This is a genomic window from Pseudomonas sp. Q1, assembly GCF_009935975.1.
Lineage (GTDB): Bacteria > Pseudomonadota > Gammaproteobacteria > Pseudomonadales > Pseudomonadaceae > Aquipseudomonas > Aquipseudomonas palleroniana.
The window spans coordinates 220,625-236,196 of record NZ_QODI01000009.1 but is presented as its reverse complement, the minus strand read 5'-3'; the positions used below and the strand labels follow the sequence as shown (position 1 = coordinate 236,196).

Sequence of the window (15,572 nt, the reverse complement as noted above, 5' to 3'; positions counted from 1 at the left end):
AATTGGAAAGCGTTCAGCCGGCGATTCGCTGCCGCGTCGTGCCAGTGCGCCAACGGCTCAGGTGCTCATCGGCATAACGACGCAGGCAGCGCAGCACGGCGCTTTCGTGCTGCACGAGAAAGAAGTGATGGCCGTCGAACATGTCCAGGGAGAAGCCACTGGCGGCATCGATCTGCCAGTCCAGCAACTGGTCGGCACGCACGCTGTCTTGCTTGCCGCCGAACACATGGATGGGCATGCCCAGCGGCTCGCGCTCGCCATACTTGAAGCTGCCGCACAGCAGGAAATCGGCGCGCAGGATCGGCAGCATCAACTGCATCAATTCAGGGTTGGCCAGGGCTTCTTCGGCGGTGCCCTGCAGCTCACGCAGGCGGGCGAGCAATTGTTCGTCGGTCTTTTCGATAGCGTATTCACTGACATCGCGACGGGCCGGGCCAGCCGTGCCGGAGGCGAACAACGCCAGTGGCGCGGGCGCATCGCGCAGGCTTAGCGCATGGGCCAACTCAAAGGCCAGCAGGCCACCGAGGCTATGACCGAACAGCGCGTAGGGGCCATCCAGGTGGTGGCTGATTTCATCGGCTAGCTGGGCCGCCAATGCCTTGATATCACGCTGCAAGGGCTCGTCCATGCGCATGCCGCGCCCTGGCAACTCCAGCGGGCACACTTGCAGCCAGTCCGGCAAGGCACGGCGCCAGCGGGCGTAAACCGAGGCGCTGGCGCCCGAATGGGGCAGGCAGAACAGGCGCAGTCGGGTGGGTGTGCTCATGGTTTGAGGACTCCCCACTGAAACACGCTGTTTGCACGGTAAAAACCCATTTCGCCCTCCTGCGGGTGCTGATCCTTGGCCGTTTCGCTAACGGACCTGTCACCCATGAGAACGGACGGAGCCGGTAAATAATTAGTCGCCCGGGACGCGCGAGACGCGGTTCACACCTTGCAGAAAGGCATAGGATTAGTTCTTTCTCTCATTTGACAATAATTATCATTAAGCATAATTTGTTGCCCGATGTGTAGGAGGCTTCAGCACGGACGCCCTCCCCTAACCTCTTTTGCGACAAGGTGAATTTCCATGACGGAACCAGTATCCACAGGCAGGTGCGACTCACCGCTTCTCCAGGCATTCGTCGACAATCGACTGATCCTGGTGAAGATTGCGGCCAGAATTACCGGGTGTCGCTCCCGCGCTGAAGACGTCGTGCAAGACGCCTTCTTTCGCTTGCAGTCAGCGCCGACGATCACTTCTTCGTTCAAGGCCCAACTGAGTTATCTGTTCCAGATCGTGCGCAACCTGGCGATCGACCACTACCGCAAGCAGGCGCTGGAACTCAAGTATTCGGGACCGGAAGAGGAAGGTCTGAATGTGGTGATTCACGGTGCATCACCGGAAACCTCGCACATTAATTTCAACACCCTGGAAAACATCGCCGACGCCCTGACGGAGTTGCCCCAGCGCACCCGCTATGCGTTCGAGATGTACCGCCTGCACGGCGTGCCGCAAAAGGACATCGCCAAGGAGCTGGGCGTATCGCCGACTCTGGTGAACTTCATGATCCGGGATGCGCTGGTGCATTGCCGCAAGGTGTCGGGCAGCCACAGCGATACGTTTGCGCGGCGGGTGTAGGTTCAGGGCACCGGCATCACATCGATGCGATACGGCTCGAAAATCTTCAGCATCTGGCCGTTATCGCGCAAATGCTTGAGCAACGCGGCGAACGCCTCTCCGGTGATCGGCGCTTTCGGCCGCAGCAAGGCGTAGTGGTGATACACCTGGTCGATGCGCTCCGAGACCAGGAATTTCCCCGCCATGTCCGCATTGCGCACCATGAAGTCACTCAGGTACGAACGCGTCACCAGCGCGATATCGGCACGCCCGCGCACGACCATCAGCAGGTTGCTGTCATGGGAATAGGTCAGCGTGGCGTTGAAGTGTTCGGCCAGGTATTTGGGGTCGGCGTTGAAGTTGGCGAAGGCGTAGTGATAACCGCTGAACACCGCGAGGCGCTTGCCGGTCAGGTCGGCGAAATAACGCTGGTCGCGCTCGGGCTCACGCTGGGCGACGAAAATTTCCGCATCCTCCAGGCCCATGTCGACACTGGTGTGAGGAATATCCTTCCAACCCCAAGCAGGGTTTTCGAAGATAGCCATATCAACCCGGCCCTGCTCGAAGTCCCTGAAACGCCGGGGGATCGAGGTCGGCACCAGGACAAACTGGTAGTCGCTTTGCAACGTGTTCAGGGCTTCGACCAATTGCGGCAGTATCCCGGTGTCGGCCCCTTGTTCGGGACGCACGGTGTAGGGCGGAAAATGCGCGGCACCGATCCTCACCAGTTGCGCAGCAGAAGCCGGCATCCAGCCTCCGGTGCCCACGGCCCATAATGTAAGTCCTGCAGCCAGCCGCCATGGCGATAACATCAAGGCACACACCGTTTAAACTCTGATATCAGTAAGCTAGGCGTTTTTCTCAGGCGAGACAACTTTCGTCGCCAAATTAACAGCTTGCGCCTCAATCGGCCTTCAGCACCATCAGCAGGGCTTCGTCAGCCAATTGCTCAAGCGTCAGGCTGCCCTGGGCACGAAACCAGGTGGTGGTCCAGGACAAGGCACCGGTCAGGAAGCGCCGCGTAATAAACACATCCCCCTTGATGTACCCGGCGGCCTTCGCCTCCTCCAGCACTTGCAGCCAGATATTTTCGTACACATCGCGCAGCGCCAATACCCGCGCCTGGCCTTCGGCCGACAGCGAGCGCCATTCGTAGACCAGCACCGCCATGGCCTCGCCACTGCCGCCCATGATCGATTGCAATTCGCAGCGGATCAGCGCCAGCACCCGTTCGCGCACGTTGCTCGCCTCCTCGAGGGAAGCACGCATCATCGCGGTGTTGTAGTGAATGGTTTCCTCCATCACCGCACGCAGGATCTCGTCCTTGCTTTTGAAGTGATGAAAGATGCTGCCGGACTGAATGCCCACGGCGCCGGCCAGATCGCGCACCGTGGTGCGTTCAAAGCCCTTGTTGCGAAACAGGTGAGCCGCGGTTTGCAGCAATTTGCCCCGGGCGCTGTCGGGGTCGGTCAATTGGCCGCCATCGACCATGGTGCGCATCACCCGCTGGGCTTTGTGCTCATCCATGCTGCTCTCCTTTATTTCTACTAACGTCTTGGGCGGCAATTTAGGCTGTGACTGCCACCCAAGCAAGCGCTTGGGCAGAACTTGTGTCGGGAGTTTACAAACCAAGCGCTTGCTTGGTAGTCTCGACCCAGCCATTCGAGGAAGGATTTCTCATGAGCAAGACGGTTCGTATCGGCTGCGCCAGCGCTTTCTGGGGCGATACCAGCACGGCAGCCGCCCAGTTGGTGCAGGGCGGCGCGCTGGACTACCTGGTGTTCGACTACCTGGCGGAAGTCACAATGTCGATCCTCGCCGGGGCGCGCTTGAAAGATCCCCAGGCCGGCTACGCCACCGACTTCGTCGAGGTGCTCACGCCACTGTTGGCCGAGATCCAGCGCCAGGGCATCCGCGTGATCAGCAACGCCGGCGGCATCCATCCACAAGCCTGCGCTGCGGCGCTGCAAGCGGCCTGCGATAAAGCCCGGCTGCCGCTGAAAATCGCCGTGCTGCTGGGCGACGACCTGCAACCCCGGCTCAAGCAACTGCACGGCGTCACCGACCTGTTCAACGGCGCGCCGCTGCCGCCGGCCTGCGTGTCCGCCAACGCTTATCTCGGCGCGCCCGGCATCGTCCAGGCGCTGGCGCTGGGCGCCGATATCGTCATCACCGGCCGGGTGGTCGACAGCGCCGTGGTCAGTGCCGCACTGGTGCATGAGTTCGGCTGGTCCTGGCAGGACTATGACCGCCTGGCCCAAGCCGCCCTGGCCGGGCACATTATCGAATGCGGCGCACAGTGCACCGGCGGCAACTTCACCGATTGGCGCGACGTGCCGGACTACGAACACATCGGCTTCCCCATCGTCGAGGTGAGCGCCGACGGCCAGTTCACCGTGAACAAAGTCGAGGGGACGGGCGGATTGATCAGTGAACTCAGCGTGGCCGAGCAACTGCTGTATGAAATCGGCGACCCGCGTGCGTACCTGTTGCCCGATGTGATCTGCGATTTCAGCCAGGTGCGCTTGCAGCAACAGGGCAAAAACTGCGTACGCCTGCACGGCGCCATGGGCTTGCCGCCGACTGCACAGTACAAAGTCAGTGCCACTTACCTGGATGGCTTTCGCTGTACCGCCAGTTGCCTGCTGGCCGGGATCGATGCGGTGGCCAAGGCCGAGCGCGTCAGCCAGGCAATCATCAACAAGACGTCGGAGTTGTTCAGCCAGCGCGGTTGGGGCCCCTACACCGAAGTGAATATCGAACTGCTGGGCAGCGAAGCCACCTACGGCGCCCACGCCCGACGCCACGACAGCCGCGAAGTGGTGGTGAAGCTCGCCGTGCGCCACCCGAACAAGCAGGCACTGGTGCTGTTCGCCCGTGAAATCGCCCAGGCGGCGACCGGCATGGCACCGGGCCTGACCGGCATCGTCGGTGGGCGACCTTCGGTCTACCCGTTGATCCGACTGTTTTCGTTCCTGGTCGACAAAACCGCGTGTGAGCCGCTGGTCGAGTGCCAAGGCCATCGCCACGCCTGCGCGTTGCCGCCCGTGCATGCGCTCGCCACGCCGGCCGCACCGCTTGATCCACCCAAGCCTCAAGGCCGCGCAGATGCCAGCGTACCGCTGGTGAAACTGGCCGTGGCGCGCTCCGGGGACAAGGGCAACCACAGCAACATCGGCGTGATCGCCCGCGCACCCGAGTACCTGCCGTGGATCGCCGAAGCGCTGACCCCGGAAGTGATCGTCGATTGGATGAGCCATGTACTCGACCCCCTGCATGGCCGCGTCGAGCGCTGGTATTTGCCCGGCAGCCACAGCCTGAATTTCCTGCTGGAAAACGCCCTGGGCGGCGGTGGTATCGCCAGCCTGCGCATCGACCCGCAAGGCAAGGCGTTTGCCCAGCAACTGCTGGAAATCCCTATCGCCGTGCCGCAGCACATTGCCGATCAACTTCGCTAAAGGACCGTTGCCGTGGCCTTCGACTCGATCTTCAAAGCCAACCTGTTCCAAGGGCAAACCCTGATTGTCACGGGAGGCGGCAGCGGTATTGGCCGCTGCACCGCCCATGAACTGGCGGCCCTGGGCGCCCAGGTAATAATCGTGGGGCGCAAACCGGAAAAACTCCAGGCAGTAGCGGCGGAAATAGCCCAGGACGGTGGCAACGCCCACTGGCAGGCTTGCGATATTCGCGATGAAGCGGCGGTAAAAGCACTCGTCAGCCAGCTCATCGGCGAGCACGGGCCGATCCACGGGCTGGTGAATAACGCCGGCGGCCAGTACCCATCGCCACTCGCCTCGATCAACCAGAAAGGCTTTGAAACCGTACTGCGTACCAACCTGGTCGGCGGCTTCCTGATGGCCCGTGAAGTGTTCAACCAATCCATGAGCCAGCACGGCGGCGCCATCGTCAACATGCTCGCCGACATGTGGGGCGGCATGCCTGGCATGGGTCATTCCGGAGCGGCCCGCTCGGGCATGGACAACTTCACCAAGACCGCCGCGTTCGAATGGGGTTACGCCGGTGTGCGGGTCAATGCCGTGGCACCGGGCTGGATTGCCTCCAGCGGCATGGACACTTACGAAGGCGCGTTCAAGGCGGTGATCCCGACGTTGCGCGAACAGGTGCCGCTCAAGCGCATCGGCACCGAGTCGGAGGTCAGCGCCGCCATTGTGTTCCTGCTCAGCCCCGCCGCGGCCTTTATCAGCGGCAGCACCCTGCGCATCGACGGCGCCGCCAGCCTGGGCAGCCGCGCCTGGCCGCTGCACAAGGCGCAGCCACCCAGCGCGTCGTTCAATGGTTTCCATCGTGCGTCTGTGCCCGATGTGCTCAAGGCGGAGCAATAACACCATGCCGGTGATCGAAACCCGGATCGACGTCCATAGCCCGCAATTCGCGCAAAACCGCGAAGCGCTGTTGGCCAGCCTTGAACAACTGCACCAACTGCAACAGCACTTGCTGAGCAAAGCGCAGGAGGCCAAACCCAAGTTCGAACGGCGCAACCAACTGCTGCCCCGCGAACGCCTCAACCTGCTGCTGGACCCCGGCGCACCGTTCCTTGAACTGGCGAGCCTGGCCGGCTACAAACTCCACGATGACAAGGACGGCAGCGCCGCCGGCGGTGGCTTGATCGCCGGCATCGGCTACGTCAGTGGCGTACGCATGCTGGTGGTGGCCAATAACAGTGCGATCAAGGGCGGGACTATTTCCCCCACGGGCCTGAAGAAATCCCTGCGCCTGCAACAGATCGCCATGGAGAACAAACTGCCGGTGGTGACCCTGGCGGAAAGTGGCGGCGCGAACCTCAACTATGCCGCCGAGATTTTTGTCGAAGGCGCCCGCAGCTTTGCCAATCAGGCACGCATGTCGGCCATGGGCTTGCCGCAGATTACCGTGGTGCATGGCTCCGCCACGGCGGGTGGGGCCTATCAGCCCGGGCTGTCGGATTACGTGGTGGTCGTGCGCGGCAACGCCAAGCTGTTCCTCGCCGGGCCGCCTCTGCTCAAGGCCGCCACCGGCGAAGTGGCGACCGATGAAGCCTTGGGTGGCGCTGAAATGCATGCGCAAACCGCCGGCACCGCGGAGTACCTGGCGGAAAATGATGCGAACGGCGTGCGTATCGTGCGCGAAATCGTCGCCCTGCTGCCCTGGAATGACCGACTGCCGCCCGCCCCGAAGCGGTCTTACACAGAACCGTTGTATCCCATCGACGAACTGCTGGGGTTGATCCCCGATGACCCGAAAAAGCCCTACGACGTGCGTGAAATCCTCGCGCGCCTGGCGGACGGCTCCGCCTTCCTCGAATTCAAGGGCGAGTTCGATGCCCACACCGTGTGCGGCCACTTGCACATCCAGGGCCGTGCGCTGGGCGTGATCGGCAACAACGGCCCGATCACACCCAAGGGGGCCAGCAAAGCCGCGCAGTTTATCCAGCTATGCGACCAGAGCCGCACGCCGCTGCTGTTCCTGCACAACACCACCGGTTTCATGGTCGGCACCGAATCGGAGCAGCAAGGCGTGATCAAGCATGGCGCGAAGATGATTCAGGCCGTGGCGACGGCGCGGGTGCCTAAACTCACGATTGTGGTCGGCGGCTCCTACGGTGCCGGCAACTACGCGATGTGCGGCCGCGGCCTGGACCCACGGTTCATCTTCGCCTGGCCCAACAGCCGCACGGCGGTGATGGGCGGCGCGCAGGCCGGCAAGGTGCTGCGCATCGTCACCGAAGCCAAGCAACTGAAAGACGGCCTGGTGCCCGACCCCAAGGTGCTCGACATGCTGGAACAGGTCACCGCACAGAAACTCGACAGCCAGTCCACTGCGCTGTATGGCAGTGCCAACCTGTGGGATGACGGGCTGATAGACCCCCGCGATACGCGCACGTTGCTGGGGTTGCTGCTGGATATCTGCCACGAAGCCGAGGTCAGGCAGTTGCAGCCCAACAGTTTTGGCGTGGCGCGTTTCTAACAGGAGAACAACAACAATGATCTTCACCCAGGAACACCAGGAACTGCGCCGCACCGTCCGTGCCTTTGTCGACCGCGAGATCAACCCGCATGTGGATGAATGGGAAAAAGCCGGGCGCTTTCCCATCCACCACATCTTCCGCAAGGCCGGCGAGCTGGGCCTGCTGGGCATTTCCAAGCCTGAGGCATTCGGCGGCATGGGCCTGGACTACAGCTATTCGATTGTCGCCGCCGAAGAATTCGGCACTATTCGTTGCGGCGGCATTCCCATGTCCATTGGCGTGCAAACCGATATGTGCACCCCGGCCCTCGCCCGCTTCGGCTCCGATGAATTGCGCGACGAGTTCCTCCGGCCAGCCATCAGCGGCGAACAAGTGGGCTGTATCGGCGTCTCGGAAACCGGCGCCGGCTCCGATGTGGCCGGGTTGAAAACCCATGCGCGCAAGGACGGTGGCGACTACGTGATCAACGGCAGCAAAATGTGGATCACCAACTCCTCCAGCGCCGACTTTATCTGCCTGCTGGCCAACACCTCCGACGACAAACCGCACATCAACAAGTCGCTGATCATGGTGCCGATGAACACGCCCGGCATCCGTGTCAGCCCGCCCCTGGAAAAACTCGGCATGCACAGTTCCGAGACCGCGCAGGTGTTCTTCGATGACGTGCGCGTGCCCCAGCGCAACCGTATCGGCCACGAAGGCGCGGGCTTCATGATGCAGATGCTGCAATTCCAGGAAGAACGCCTGTTTGGCGCGGCCAATATGATCAAGGGCCTGGAGTACTGCATTGACAGCACGATCGACTACTGCAAGAAGCGCCAGACGTTCGGCAAGGCTTTGATCGACAACCAGGTGATCCACTTTCGCCTGGCTGAATTGGCCACCGAAATCGAATGCCTGCGCGCCCTGGTGTACCAGGCCACCGAGCAATACATCAAAGGCCAGGACGTCACGCGCCTGGCCTCCATGGCCAAGCTCAAGGCCGGGCGCCTGGGCCGCGAGGTCAGCGACAGTTGCCTGCAATACTGGGGCGGCATGGGCTACATGTGGGACAACCCGGTGGCCCGCGCCTACCGCGACGTGCGCCTGGTGTCGATCGGCGGCGGGGCCGATGAAATCATGCTGGGCATCCTCTGCAAACTGATGGGTACCTTGCCCGGTAAAAAGTCATGAACACCCTGTTGCTCGAAGCGCATCACGGCGTGCTGCACATCACCCTCAACCGCCCCGAATGCCGCAATGCGATGAGCCTGGAAATGGTCAATGAACTGCGCACGGTGCTGGCAGGGCTGGACAGCCAGATACGGGCGTTGGTGATCACGGGCGTCGGCGGGCATTTCTGTGCCGGCGCGGATGTGAAGGACATGCTCCACGCCGGCGATCAGTTACAGGCGTTGAATCGGGCGTTCGGCACGCTGTTGCAGCAAGTCGAAGCGCTGCCGCAGGTGGTGATCGTGGTGTTGCAAGGCGCAGTGCTGGGCGGCGGGTTTGGCTTGGCGTGTGTCAGTGATATTGCGATTGCCGATCATCAGGCGCAGTTCGGCTTGCCGGAGACCCGCCTGGGCCTGCTGCCGGCGCAGATAGCGCCGTTTGTGGTCAAGCGAATCGGGCTGACCCAGGCACGCCGGTTGGCGCTGACGGCGGCGCGGTTTGACGGGGTGCAAGCTGAGCGGTTGGGCGTGGTGCATTTTGTCGAGACGGATCCGCAGGCCCTGGCGCAGCGTCTGGATGAGGTGTTGGGCGAGGTGCTCAAGTGCGCCCCCGGGGCGAATGGACGGACCAAGGCGCTGTTGCTGGCCAGTGTCGATGAGCCGCTTGAGAGTGTGTTGGATCGCGGGGCGCAGTGGTTTGCCGAGGCCGTCAGGGGGGAGGAAGGGATTGAGGGGACTCAGGCCTTTGTACAAAAGCGTCAGCCAGGGTGGTGCAAATGATGCCATTCAGCAAAATCCTGATCGCCAACCGCGGTGAGATCGCCTGCCGTATCCAGCGCACCGCCCAAGCCCTGGGCTACCGCACCGTGGCCGTCTACAGCGACGCCGACGCCGAGGCGCTGCATGTCCAGATGGCCGACGAAGCCGTCAACATCGGCCCCGCTCCCGTACAACAGTCTTACCTGAACATCCCGGCCATTCTCGATGCCGCCAGGAAAACCGGCGCCGACGCCATCCACCCCGGCTACGGCTTCCTCTCCGAAAACGCCCGATTCGCCAAAGCCTGCCTGGAGGCCGGCTTGACCTTCATCGGCCCCAGCGTCGAGGCCATCGAACTGATGGGCAGCAAACGCCTGTCCAAACTCGCCATGCTCGACGCCGGTGTGCCCTGTGTTGCGGGCTACCAAGGCGAGCAACAAGACAACGCCACGCTACAACAGCAAGCCAACCGCATCGGCTACCCGCTGATGATCAAAGCCAGCGCCGGCGGCGGCGGGCGCGGCATGCGCCTTGTGCAGGATGCCGACGCCCTGCTGGAGAATCTGCACACCGCCCGCTCCGAAGCCAAAAACGCGTTTGGCAGCGACGAACTGATCCTCGAACAAGCGTTGATCGACCCACGCCACGTCGAGATCCAACTGTTCGGCGACCAACACGGCAACCTCATCTACCTGGGCGAGCGCGACTGCTCGATCCAACGCCGTCACCAGAAAGTCATCGAAGAAGCCCCCTGCCCCATCATGACGCCCGCGTTGCGCCTGGCCATGGGCGAAGCCGCCCTCAAGGCCGGGCGCGCGGTGAATTACGTAGGTGCGGGCACCGTGGAGTTCTTGCTCGACCGCGACGGCCGGTTCTACTTCCTCGAAATGAACACCCGCCTGCAGGTGGAACACCCGGTCACTGAACTGATCACAGGCCTGGATCTGGTGGACTGGCAGTTGAAAATCGCCGCCGGCGACCCGCTGCCGCTGGAACAGGCCGATGTGCGCCTGAGCGGCCACGCCATGGAAGTGCGCCTGTATGCCGAAGACCCGGCCCAGGGCTTTGTGCCGCAAACCGGCGAGGTGCTGCGCTGGGAGCCGGCCGCCGGTGTGCGGACTGACCACGGCGTACTGCAAGGCCAGCGCATCAGCCCGTTCTATGACGCGATGCTCGGCAAGATCATCGCCCACGGCACTACCCGTGAAGAGGCCCGACGCAAGCTGCTGCGCGCAGTGCAAGACACCCTTCTGCTGGGCGTGACCACCAACCAACGGTTGCTGGCCGACCTGCTCAAGCATCCGGATTTTATCGCAGGCGATTTCAGTACCGGCTTTATCGCCGAACACTTCAGCGAAGTCCCGCCTCAGGCCGCGACAAAAGAACAACTCGCCCTGGCCGCCGCGCTGTTTTATCAACACAGCGCCAGTGCGCATGCACCGGCTCTGGCGGGCTGGAGCAACAATCCCAGCGCCAGTGCGCCTTGGGCCTGCCGCCTGGAGGTCAACGGTGAAATCCACAACGTCAGTGCCACCCCCCTGCAACTCAGCACCAATGGCCGGTATGCCACCCTGGAACTCGACGGCATTCGCCGACGTGTCGCCTACCACCTTGAGGGCACCCGGTTATGGCTGCCGGGTCTCAGCATTACCCACTGCACCCAGCCAGTCGCCGGCCGCCAGACGAGCGCCGGCAGCGGCACGGTCAAAGCGCCGATGGACGGTGCCATTGTCGACATCCGCGTGAGCGCCGGGCAAACCGTCACCAAAGGCCAACTGCTGCTGGTGCTCGAAGCGATGAAAATGGAGCATCCGCTCACCGCCGGCATCGATGGGGTCATCAAAGGCGTGCAGGTGATGACCGGCGATCAGGTGCGCAATCGCCAGGTGCTGCTGGAGATCGAATAGCGGCGGCCTCGGGCCTCGATGAAAAAACAGCGCGGAACTACAAGGTCACGCTACGCTCTATCCCCATCAGGAAACAAAGAGTACGGGAACCTGCGCGATGCCTCATTGGCTGATTATTGACCTTGAAGCCACAACGGATGAAGGCGGCTGGCCCGTGACGGAGATGGAAGTCATCGAGATCGGCGCCAGCCTGGTCAACCGCCAGGGCCGTGAACTGGATCATTTCCAGCGCTTTGTGCGGCCGCTGCGTCGCCCCTTGCTGACGCCCTTCTGCCGCCAACTGACCCATATCACCCAGGCCAATATCGATGCTGCCGCCCCGCTCAGCGAGGTGTGGCCACTGTTCGAGCGCTGGCTGGGCCAGCATCAGACACGCCTGGAAGGCTGGGCCAGCTGGGGCGACTACGATCGTGTGCAACTGGAACTGGAATGGCAGCGCAATGACCTGACCAGCGTCCTGGCGCAAACGACCCACGTCAATCTCAAGCAGCGCTTCGCCAAGGCCCGGCGCCTGGACAAGCCGCTGGGGCTCAATGGCGCCCTGCAATTGGCGGGGATGCAGTTCCATGGCCAGCAACATCGCGCGCTGGAAGATGCACGCAACACCGCGCGCCTGCTGCCGTTGATTTTGCCGGTCTAGGCAGCTCCTCCGGGCTTGGGCATACTGGCCGACCTTTCCAGACCCTTTTCCGAGGATTCACCCATGTTTAAAGTCAATGAGTACTTCGACGGCACCGTCAAGTCGATCGCTTTCGGCACCGCAGAGGGTCCGGCGACTATCGGCGTGATGGCCCCGGGTGAATACGAGTTCGGCACCGCCCAGCGTGAAATCATGCACGTGGTATCCGGCGCACTGACCGTCAAACTGCCGGAAGCCAGCGAGTGGGAAACCTTCGCCGCCGGCAGCCAGTTCAACGTACCGGCCAACAGCAAGTTCCAGCTGAAGGTCGCGGTGGACACCGCTTACCTGTGCGAATACCGCGGCTGAGTTTCAGCCCGACAAAAAAATGCCCGTCTCGCAGGAGACGGGCATTTTTTATTCCAGGATCGTGACCGGCATGCCGACTTCGAGATGGCCGATGCCATCGTTGACCAGGTTCTGGCCGAACATCGCGCCACTTTCCGTCTTGCGATAGCTATCGAGCGTGGCGAAAGGTTCGCGATCGGCACTACGCTCGCCGGTGGCGGGGTCGATCGTGGTGAGAATGCAGCGTGAACACGGCTTGACCACGCGCAACTCGACGTCGCCAATGCGCAGGCGCTTCCAGCCGTCTTCGGCAAAGGCTTCCCCCCCTTCGATCACCAGGTTGGGACGAAAACGCAGCATCTCCATCGGGCGGCCAACGTGCCGCGAAAGATCGTCCAGAGAGCCCTGGCCGATCAGCAACAACGGGTAGCCGTCGGCAAACGCCACTTGATCGTCGTCGTTGCCGAACCCCGCCTCGGTGGTACGGGCGCGGGCCAGCGGCATCTGCACCAGCCGCGTGGGCTTGCCGATAAACTCACTGACCCAGGCGGCGGCCGCATCCCCGGCATCCGGCACGCGCAAGGTGTCGCGCCAGATGGTCACGCCGCGCAGCTCGGCGTCACTGCCAGGCAAGGCCACTTCCAGCGACGCAACGCCTGGGGTGCTGAGGGTCAAGCCACCGGCTGCGTTCCACAGCGCCGATAGCTGGCTCATCTTCGCCACCGCTCGTTGCGTCAGGAAACGCCCACTGGCCTCGTCCACCAGCATCCAGCGTCGGTCCCCTTCCAGCCCCAGTTTATCCAGGCCGATCCGCTGCAAGACCTCGGCCTTGCCGGACTTCAAAGGGTAACGGTACAACGCGCTGAGACGAAGCATGAGCCTGCTTTCCTGGAGGATAAAGCGCCACCCTATACGAGCCGCCCCCCAGAATCAAAACCACCCTTGTAGTGAGCGGGCTCGCCCCGCGCTGGGGGGCGCAGCCGCCCCAAATCCAGGCACCTCGGTTTTTCTGATACACCGCGGCGTCCCTGTTGGGGCGGCTGCGCCCCCCAGCGCGGGGCAAGCCCGCTCACTACAGATCCAGCGTCAGGCGTTGGCGGACTACGTCCACCAGTTTGTCCGGCTGGAACTTGGACAGGAAGTTGTCGCAGCCGACCTTCTTGACCATCGACTCGTTGAAGCTGCCCGACAGCGAGGTGTGCAGCACCACATAGAGCCCGCGCAAGCGTGGATCGTTGCGGATCTCGGTGGTCAGGCGATAGCCGTCCATCTCAGGCATTTCGGCGTCGGTGAAGATCATCAGCAGTTTGTCGGTCATCACCTGGCCGCTGTCGGCCCAGGTCTTGAGCATATTCAGGGCCTTGAGGCCGTCGCTGGCGATGTGCATCTTCACGCCGAGCTGCCCGAGGGTGTCGCGCAGTTGCGCCAGGGCGACATTGGAGTCATCCACCAGCAGTACTTCGCGGCCACGGGCGCGCTCCAGCACCGGGTCTTCGAGTTTTTCCCGGGAGACCTTGGCGTTATACGGCACGATCTCGGCGAGGACTTTTTCCACGTCGATGATTTCCACCAACTGATCATCGACCTTGCTGATGGCGGTCAGGTAATGCTGACGCCCGGCGCTGGTCGGCGGTGGCAGGATGGCTTCCCAGTTCATGTTGACGATGCGGTCCACGCCCCCCACCAGGAACGCCTGTACCGAGCGGTTGTACTCGGTGACGATAATGGTGCTGTCGGGCCCCGGCACCAGCGGGCGCATGCCGATGGCCTGGGACAGGTCGATCACCGGCAGGGTCTGGCCCCGCAGGTTGACCACGCCACACACGAATGGATGGCGCTGGGGCATCAGGGTCAGCTTGGGCAGTTGCAGGACTTCCTGCACCTTGAACACATTGATCGCGAACAACTGCCGCCCGGCCAGGCGAAACATGAGAATCTCCAGGCGATTCTCACCCACCAGCTGCGTGCGTTGATCTACGGTGTCGAGAATGCCGGCCATTAAAAGCTCCTGATGTGCGCGTTGAATTCACGCTGAGAAATTGTGCAACTCAGTTAAGACTAGTTATCGGCGGCAATCGCCAGACCTTGACCCCAGTAAAATGCCACGTAAATCAGTTGATGTCACACTGACATCATGGTTTACTGAATTGCGCCTTCATCCGGCATTGCCGCAACGTCGCGCGACACCCGAATCGACGTAGGGTTCCATCGTATAAGGGATTCCCCTATACACAATCAGGTCCAACCTGATATTCGCGATATCTAATAGCCATTAATGTGACGCCATTCTCATTGCATGAATGGAGTCAGGCTTTTGTTTGCCACACCAAGCCCACATCCCACGGGTCTTCCAGGCACTCTGTCGGCGGCAACTAAAGTTGTGCAATCGCCCCGGACAGCGAGGGCCACGCGCGGCTTTTGTGGTCAATTCAATAACGTTCCTACTGCAATCTCAGAACCGACCTACAGATTCCAGTCATATTTCAGCAGTAGTTTTACGCCATTCACCCGGTGCGACATCTCATCACCCGACCTTATGTTGCGGAGACTTACATGATGAATAGCGCAAACGAATGGCAAACCACACTTCCCGAGTTCCTGCTGGAAGCCGAAATGCTGCTGGCCAAATCGGAAGAGTGCTTGAGCCACCTGCATTTGATTCGCAACGACAGCGATGCCATCGACTGCATGAAAGCCAGCCTCGCCAAGCTGGCGGAAAAAGCCGAAGGTCTGGCATTGCAGGCGATCAGTGAATTCTCCAGGCATCTGCAATGCCTGATTGCCAACGCCGTGAACCCCATGCAATTGCATGATCAGGCACTTGACGCCCTGCACGACTGCCTGACGCTGCTGGCCTGGCAACTGGAGTTGATCGACACGCGCACCGGCGAACTGGCGCTGGATGAAAGCGAACAAACAACGCTGATTGCGACGGTCACCTTGCAAATCCCACAAAAAGACTTCGGCAATAAGCCACAATCACGTTCGCACCACACGGTTTGAGCAATGACCAGGTCGTATTTAATCGGTTAGTTATCTAAAAACGACCTTGGGTTAGTCGGTCGAGGCGATCTTGCGCGGCCGATATATCAATTAGCCATGTCTGCAACCCGGTTCATTAATACAACTACTCACTCACTTTGAACTCTGGGATTACCACTCAGGGTATTGGCTTGGTTAATAAGCCAATCGAGCGAGGCGCCAGGCGACCGACGGTAATAGT

General features: G+C 61.7%; 15 protein-coding genes. 10 read left to right on the top strand and 5 right to left on the bottom strand.

The features are described 5' to 3' along the window. Positions 1–13: 13 nt before the first annotated feature. A complete protein-coding gene (locus tag DK870_RS16440) occupies positions 14–766 on the bottom strand; it encodes a thioesterase II family protein (RefSeq protein ID WP_161549144.1) in 753 nt (250 codons plus the stop codon). A 303-nt stretch (positions 767–1,069) separates the two neighbouring features. Between DK870_RS16440 and DK870_RS16435 the strand changes: the two genes are divergently transcribed. Further along, positions 1,070–1,621 (top strand): RNA polymerase factor sigma-70, encoded by a 552-nt coding sequence (locus DK870_RS16435; protein ID WP_060755994.1) that lies wholly within the window; start codon positions 1,070–1,072, stop codon positions 1,619–1,621. A gap of 2 nt (positions 1,622–1,623) precedes the next feature. On the opposite strand, the gene DK870_RS16430 is transcribed toward DK870_RS16435, so the two are convergent. Together DK870_RS16430 and DK870_RS16425 are read right to left on the bottom strand one after the other, a co-directional pair. Next, positions 1,624–2,412: an ABC transporter substrate-binding protein gene (locus DK870_RS16430; RefSeq protein WP_090369562.1), complete on the bottom strand. Its 789-nt coding sequence runs from the start codon at positions 2,410–2,412 to the stop codon at positions 1,624–1,626. Between the two features lie 91 nt (positions 2,413–2,503). Further along, positions 2,504–3,127 (bottom strand): TetR/AcrR family transcriptional regulator, encoded by a 624-nt coding sequence (locus DK870_RS16425; protein WP_161549143.1) that lies wholly within the window; start codon positions 3,125–3,127, stop codon positions 2,504–2,506. 152 nt (positions 3,128–3,279) lie between these two features. Here DK870_RS16425 and DK870_RS16420 point away from each other — a divergent pair, with 152 nt between their 5' ends. From DK870_RS16420 to DK870_RS16385, 8 genes are all read left to right on the top strand, one after another. Further along, the gene (locus DK870_RS16420) at positions 3,280–5,058 is read left to right on the top strand and encodes an acyclic terpene utilization AtuA family protein (RefSeq protein WP_161549142.1); all 1,779 of its coding nucleotides are present in this window, start codon (positions 3,280–3,282) and stop codon (positions 5,056–5,058) included. 12 nt (positions 5,059–5,070) lie between these two features. Further along, a complete protein-coding gene (locus DK870_RS16415; RefSeq protein WP_161549141.1) occupies positions 5,071–5,943 on the top strand; it encodes an SDR family oxidoreductase in 873 nt (290 codons plus the stop codon). A gap of 4 nt (positions 5,944–5,947) precedes the next feature. Then, positions 5,948–7,564: an acyl-CoA carboxylase subunit beta gene (locus DK870_RS16410; protein ID WP_161549140.1), complete on the top strand. Its 1,617-nt coding sequence runs from the start codon at positions 5,948–5,950 to the stop codon at positions 7,562–7,564. Positions 7,565–7,580: 16 nt separating this feature from the next. After that, the gene (atuD, locus tag DK870_RS16405; protein ID WP_161549139.1) at positions 7,581–8,738 is read left to right on the top strand and encodes a citronellyl-CoA dehydrogenase; all 1,158 of its coding nucleotides are present in this window, start codon (positions 7,581–7,583) and stop codon (positions 8,736–8,738) included. Beyond that, the gene (locus DK870_RS16400) at positions 8,735–9,496 is read left to right on the top strand and encodes an enoyl-CoA hydratase/isomerase family protein (protein ID WP_161549138.1); all 762 of its coding nucleotides are present in this window, start codon (positions 8,735–8,737) and stop codon (positions 9,494–9,496) included. The genes atuD and DK870_RS16400 overlap by 4 nt, the downstream gene beginning before the upstream one ends. Further along, a complete protein-coding gene (locus tag DK870_RS16395; RefSeq protein ID WP_161549137.1) occupies positions 9,493–11,382 on the top strand; it encodes an acetyl/propionyl/methylcrotonyl-CoA carboxylase subunit alpha in 1,890 nt (629 codons plus the stop codon). The genes DK870_RS16400 and DK870_RS16395 overlap by 4 nt, the downstream gene beginning before the upstream one ends. Before the next feature lie 97 nt (positions 11,383–11,479). Further along, the gene (locus DK870_RS16390) at positions 11,480–12,022 is read left to right on the top strand and encodes an exonuclease domain-containing protein (RefSeq protein ID WP_060756003.1); all 543 of its coding nucleotides are present in this window, start codon (positions 11,480–11,482) and stop codon (positions 12,020–12,022) included. 63 nt (positions 12,023–12,085) lie between these two features. Continuing rightward, a complete protein-coding gene (locus DK870_RS16385) occupies positions 12,086–12,370 on the top strand; it encodes a pyrimidine/purine nucleoside phosphorylase (RefSeq protein WP_060756004.1) in 285 nt (94 codons plus the stop codon). A gap of 48 nt (positions 12,371–12,418) precedes the next feature. On the opposite strand, the gene DK870_RS16380 is transcribed toward DK870_RS16385, so the two are convergent. Both DK870_RS16380 and DK870_RS16375 read right to left on the bottom strand, forming a co-directional pair. Next, complete coding sequence (locus tag DK870_RS16380; protein WP_161549136.1) at positions 12,419–13,225, bottom strand: MOSC domain-containing protein; 807 nt, start codon at positions 13,223–13,225, stop codon at positions 12,419–12,421. Between the two features lie 196 nt (positions 13,226–13,421). Next, a complete protein-coding gene (locus tag DK870_RS16375) occupies positions 13,422–14,348 on the bottom strand; it encodes a chemotaxis protein CheV (protein ID WP_060756006.1) in 927 nt (308 codons plus the stop codon). Positions 14,349–14,902: 554 nt separating this feature from the next. On the opposite strand from DK870_RS16375, the gene DK870_RS16370 reads away from it, so the two are divergent. After that, on the top strand, positions 14,903–15,352 hold the full coding sequence (locus DK870_RS16370; protein ID WP_178126874.1) for a hypothetical protein: 450 nt from the start codon (positions 14,903–14,905) through the stop codon (positions 15,350–15,352). Positions 15,353–15,572 lie beyond the last annotated feature (220 nt).

Excerpts from the sequence above, each read along its gene's own strand:
- DK870_RS16440 (WP_161549144.1), bottom strand. The coding sequence starts at position 766 with ATGAGCACACCCACCCGACTGCGCCTGTTCTGCCTGCCCCATTCGGGC.
- DK870_RS16435 (WP_060755994.1), top strand. The coding sequence starts at position 1,070 with ATGACGGAACCAGTATCCACAGGCAGGTGCGACTCACCGCTTCTCCAG.
- DK870_RS16430 (WP_090369562.1), bottom strand. The coding sequence starts at position 2,412 with ATGTTATCGCCATGGCGGCTGGCTGCAGGACTTACATTATGGGCCGTG.
- DK870_RS16425 (WP_161549143.1), bottom strand. The coding sequence starts at position 3,127 with ATGGATGAGCACAAAGCCCAGCGGGTGATGCGCACCATGGTCGATGGC.
- DK870_RS16420 (WP_161549142.1), top strand. The coding sequence starts at position 3,280 with ATGAGCAAGACGGTTCGTATCGGCTGCGCCAGCGCTTTCTGGGGCGAT.
- DK870_RS16410 (WP_161549140.1), top strand. The coding sequence starts at position 5,948 with ATGCCGGTGATCGAAACCCGGATCGACGTCCATAGCCCGCAATTCGCG.
- atuD (WP_161549139.1), top strand. The coding sequence starts at position 7,581 with ATGATCTTCACCCAGGAACACCAGGAACTGCGCCGCACCGTCCGTGCC.
- DK870_RS16400 (WP_161549138.1), top strand. The coding sequence starts at position 8,735 with ATGAACACCCTGTTGCTCGAAGCGCATCACGGCGTGCTGCACATCACC.
- DK870_RS16395 (WP_161549137.1), top strand. The coding sequence starts at position 9,493 with ATGATGCCATTCAGCAAAATCCTGATCGCCAACCGCGGTGAGATCGCC.
- DK870_RS16390 (WP_060756003.1), top strand. The coding sequence starts at position 11,480 with ATGCCTCATTGGCTGATTATTGACCTTGAAGCCACAACGGATGAAGGC.
- DK870_RS16385 (WP_060756004.1), top strand. The coding sequence starts at position 12,086 with ATGTTTAAAGTCAATGAGTACTTCGACGGCACCGTCAAGTCGATCGCT.
- DK870_RS16380 (WP_161549136.1), bottom strand. The coding sequence starts at position 13,225 with ATGCTTCGTCTCAGCGCGTTGTACCGTTACCCTTTGAAGTCCGGCAAG.
- DK870_RS16375 (WP_060756006.1), bottom strand. The coding sequence starts at position 14,348 with ATGGCCGGCATTCTCGACACCGTAGATCAACGCACGCAGCTGGTGGGT.
- DK870_RS16370 (WP_178126874.1), top strand. The coding sequence starts at position 14,903 with ATGATGAATAGCGCAAACGAATGGCAAACCACACTTCCCGAGTTCCTG.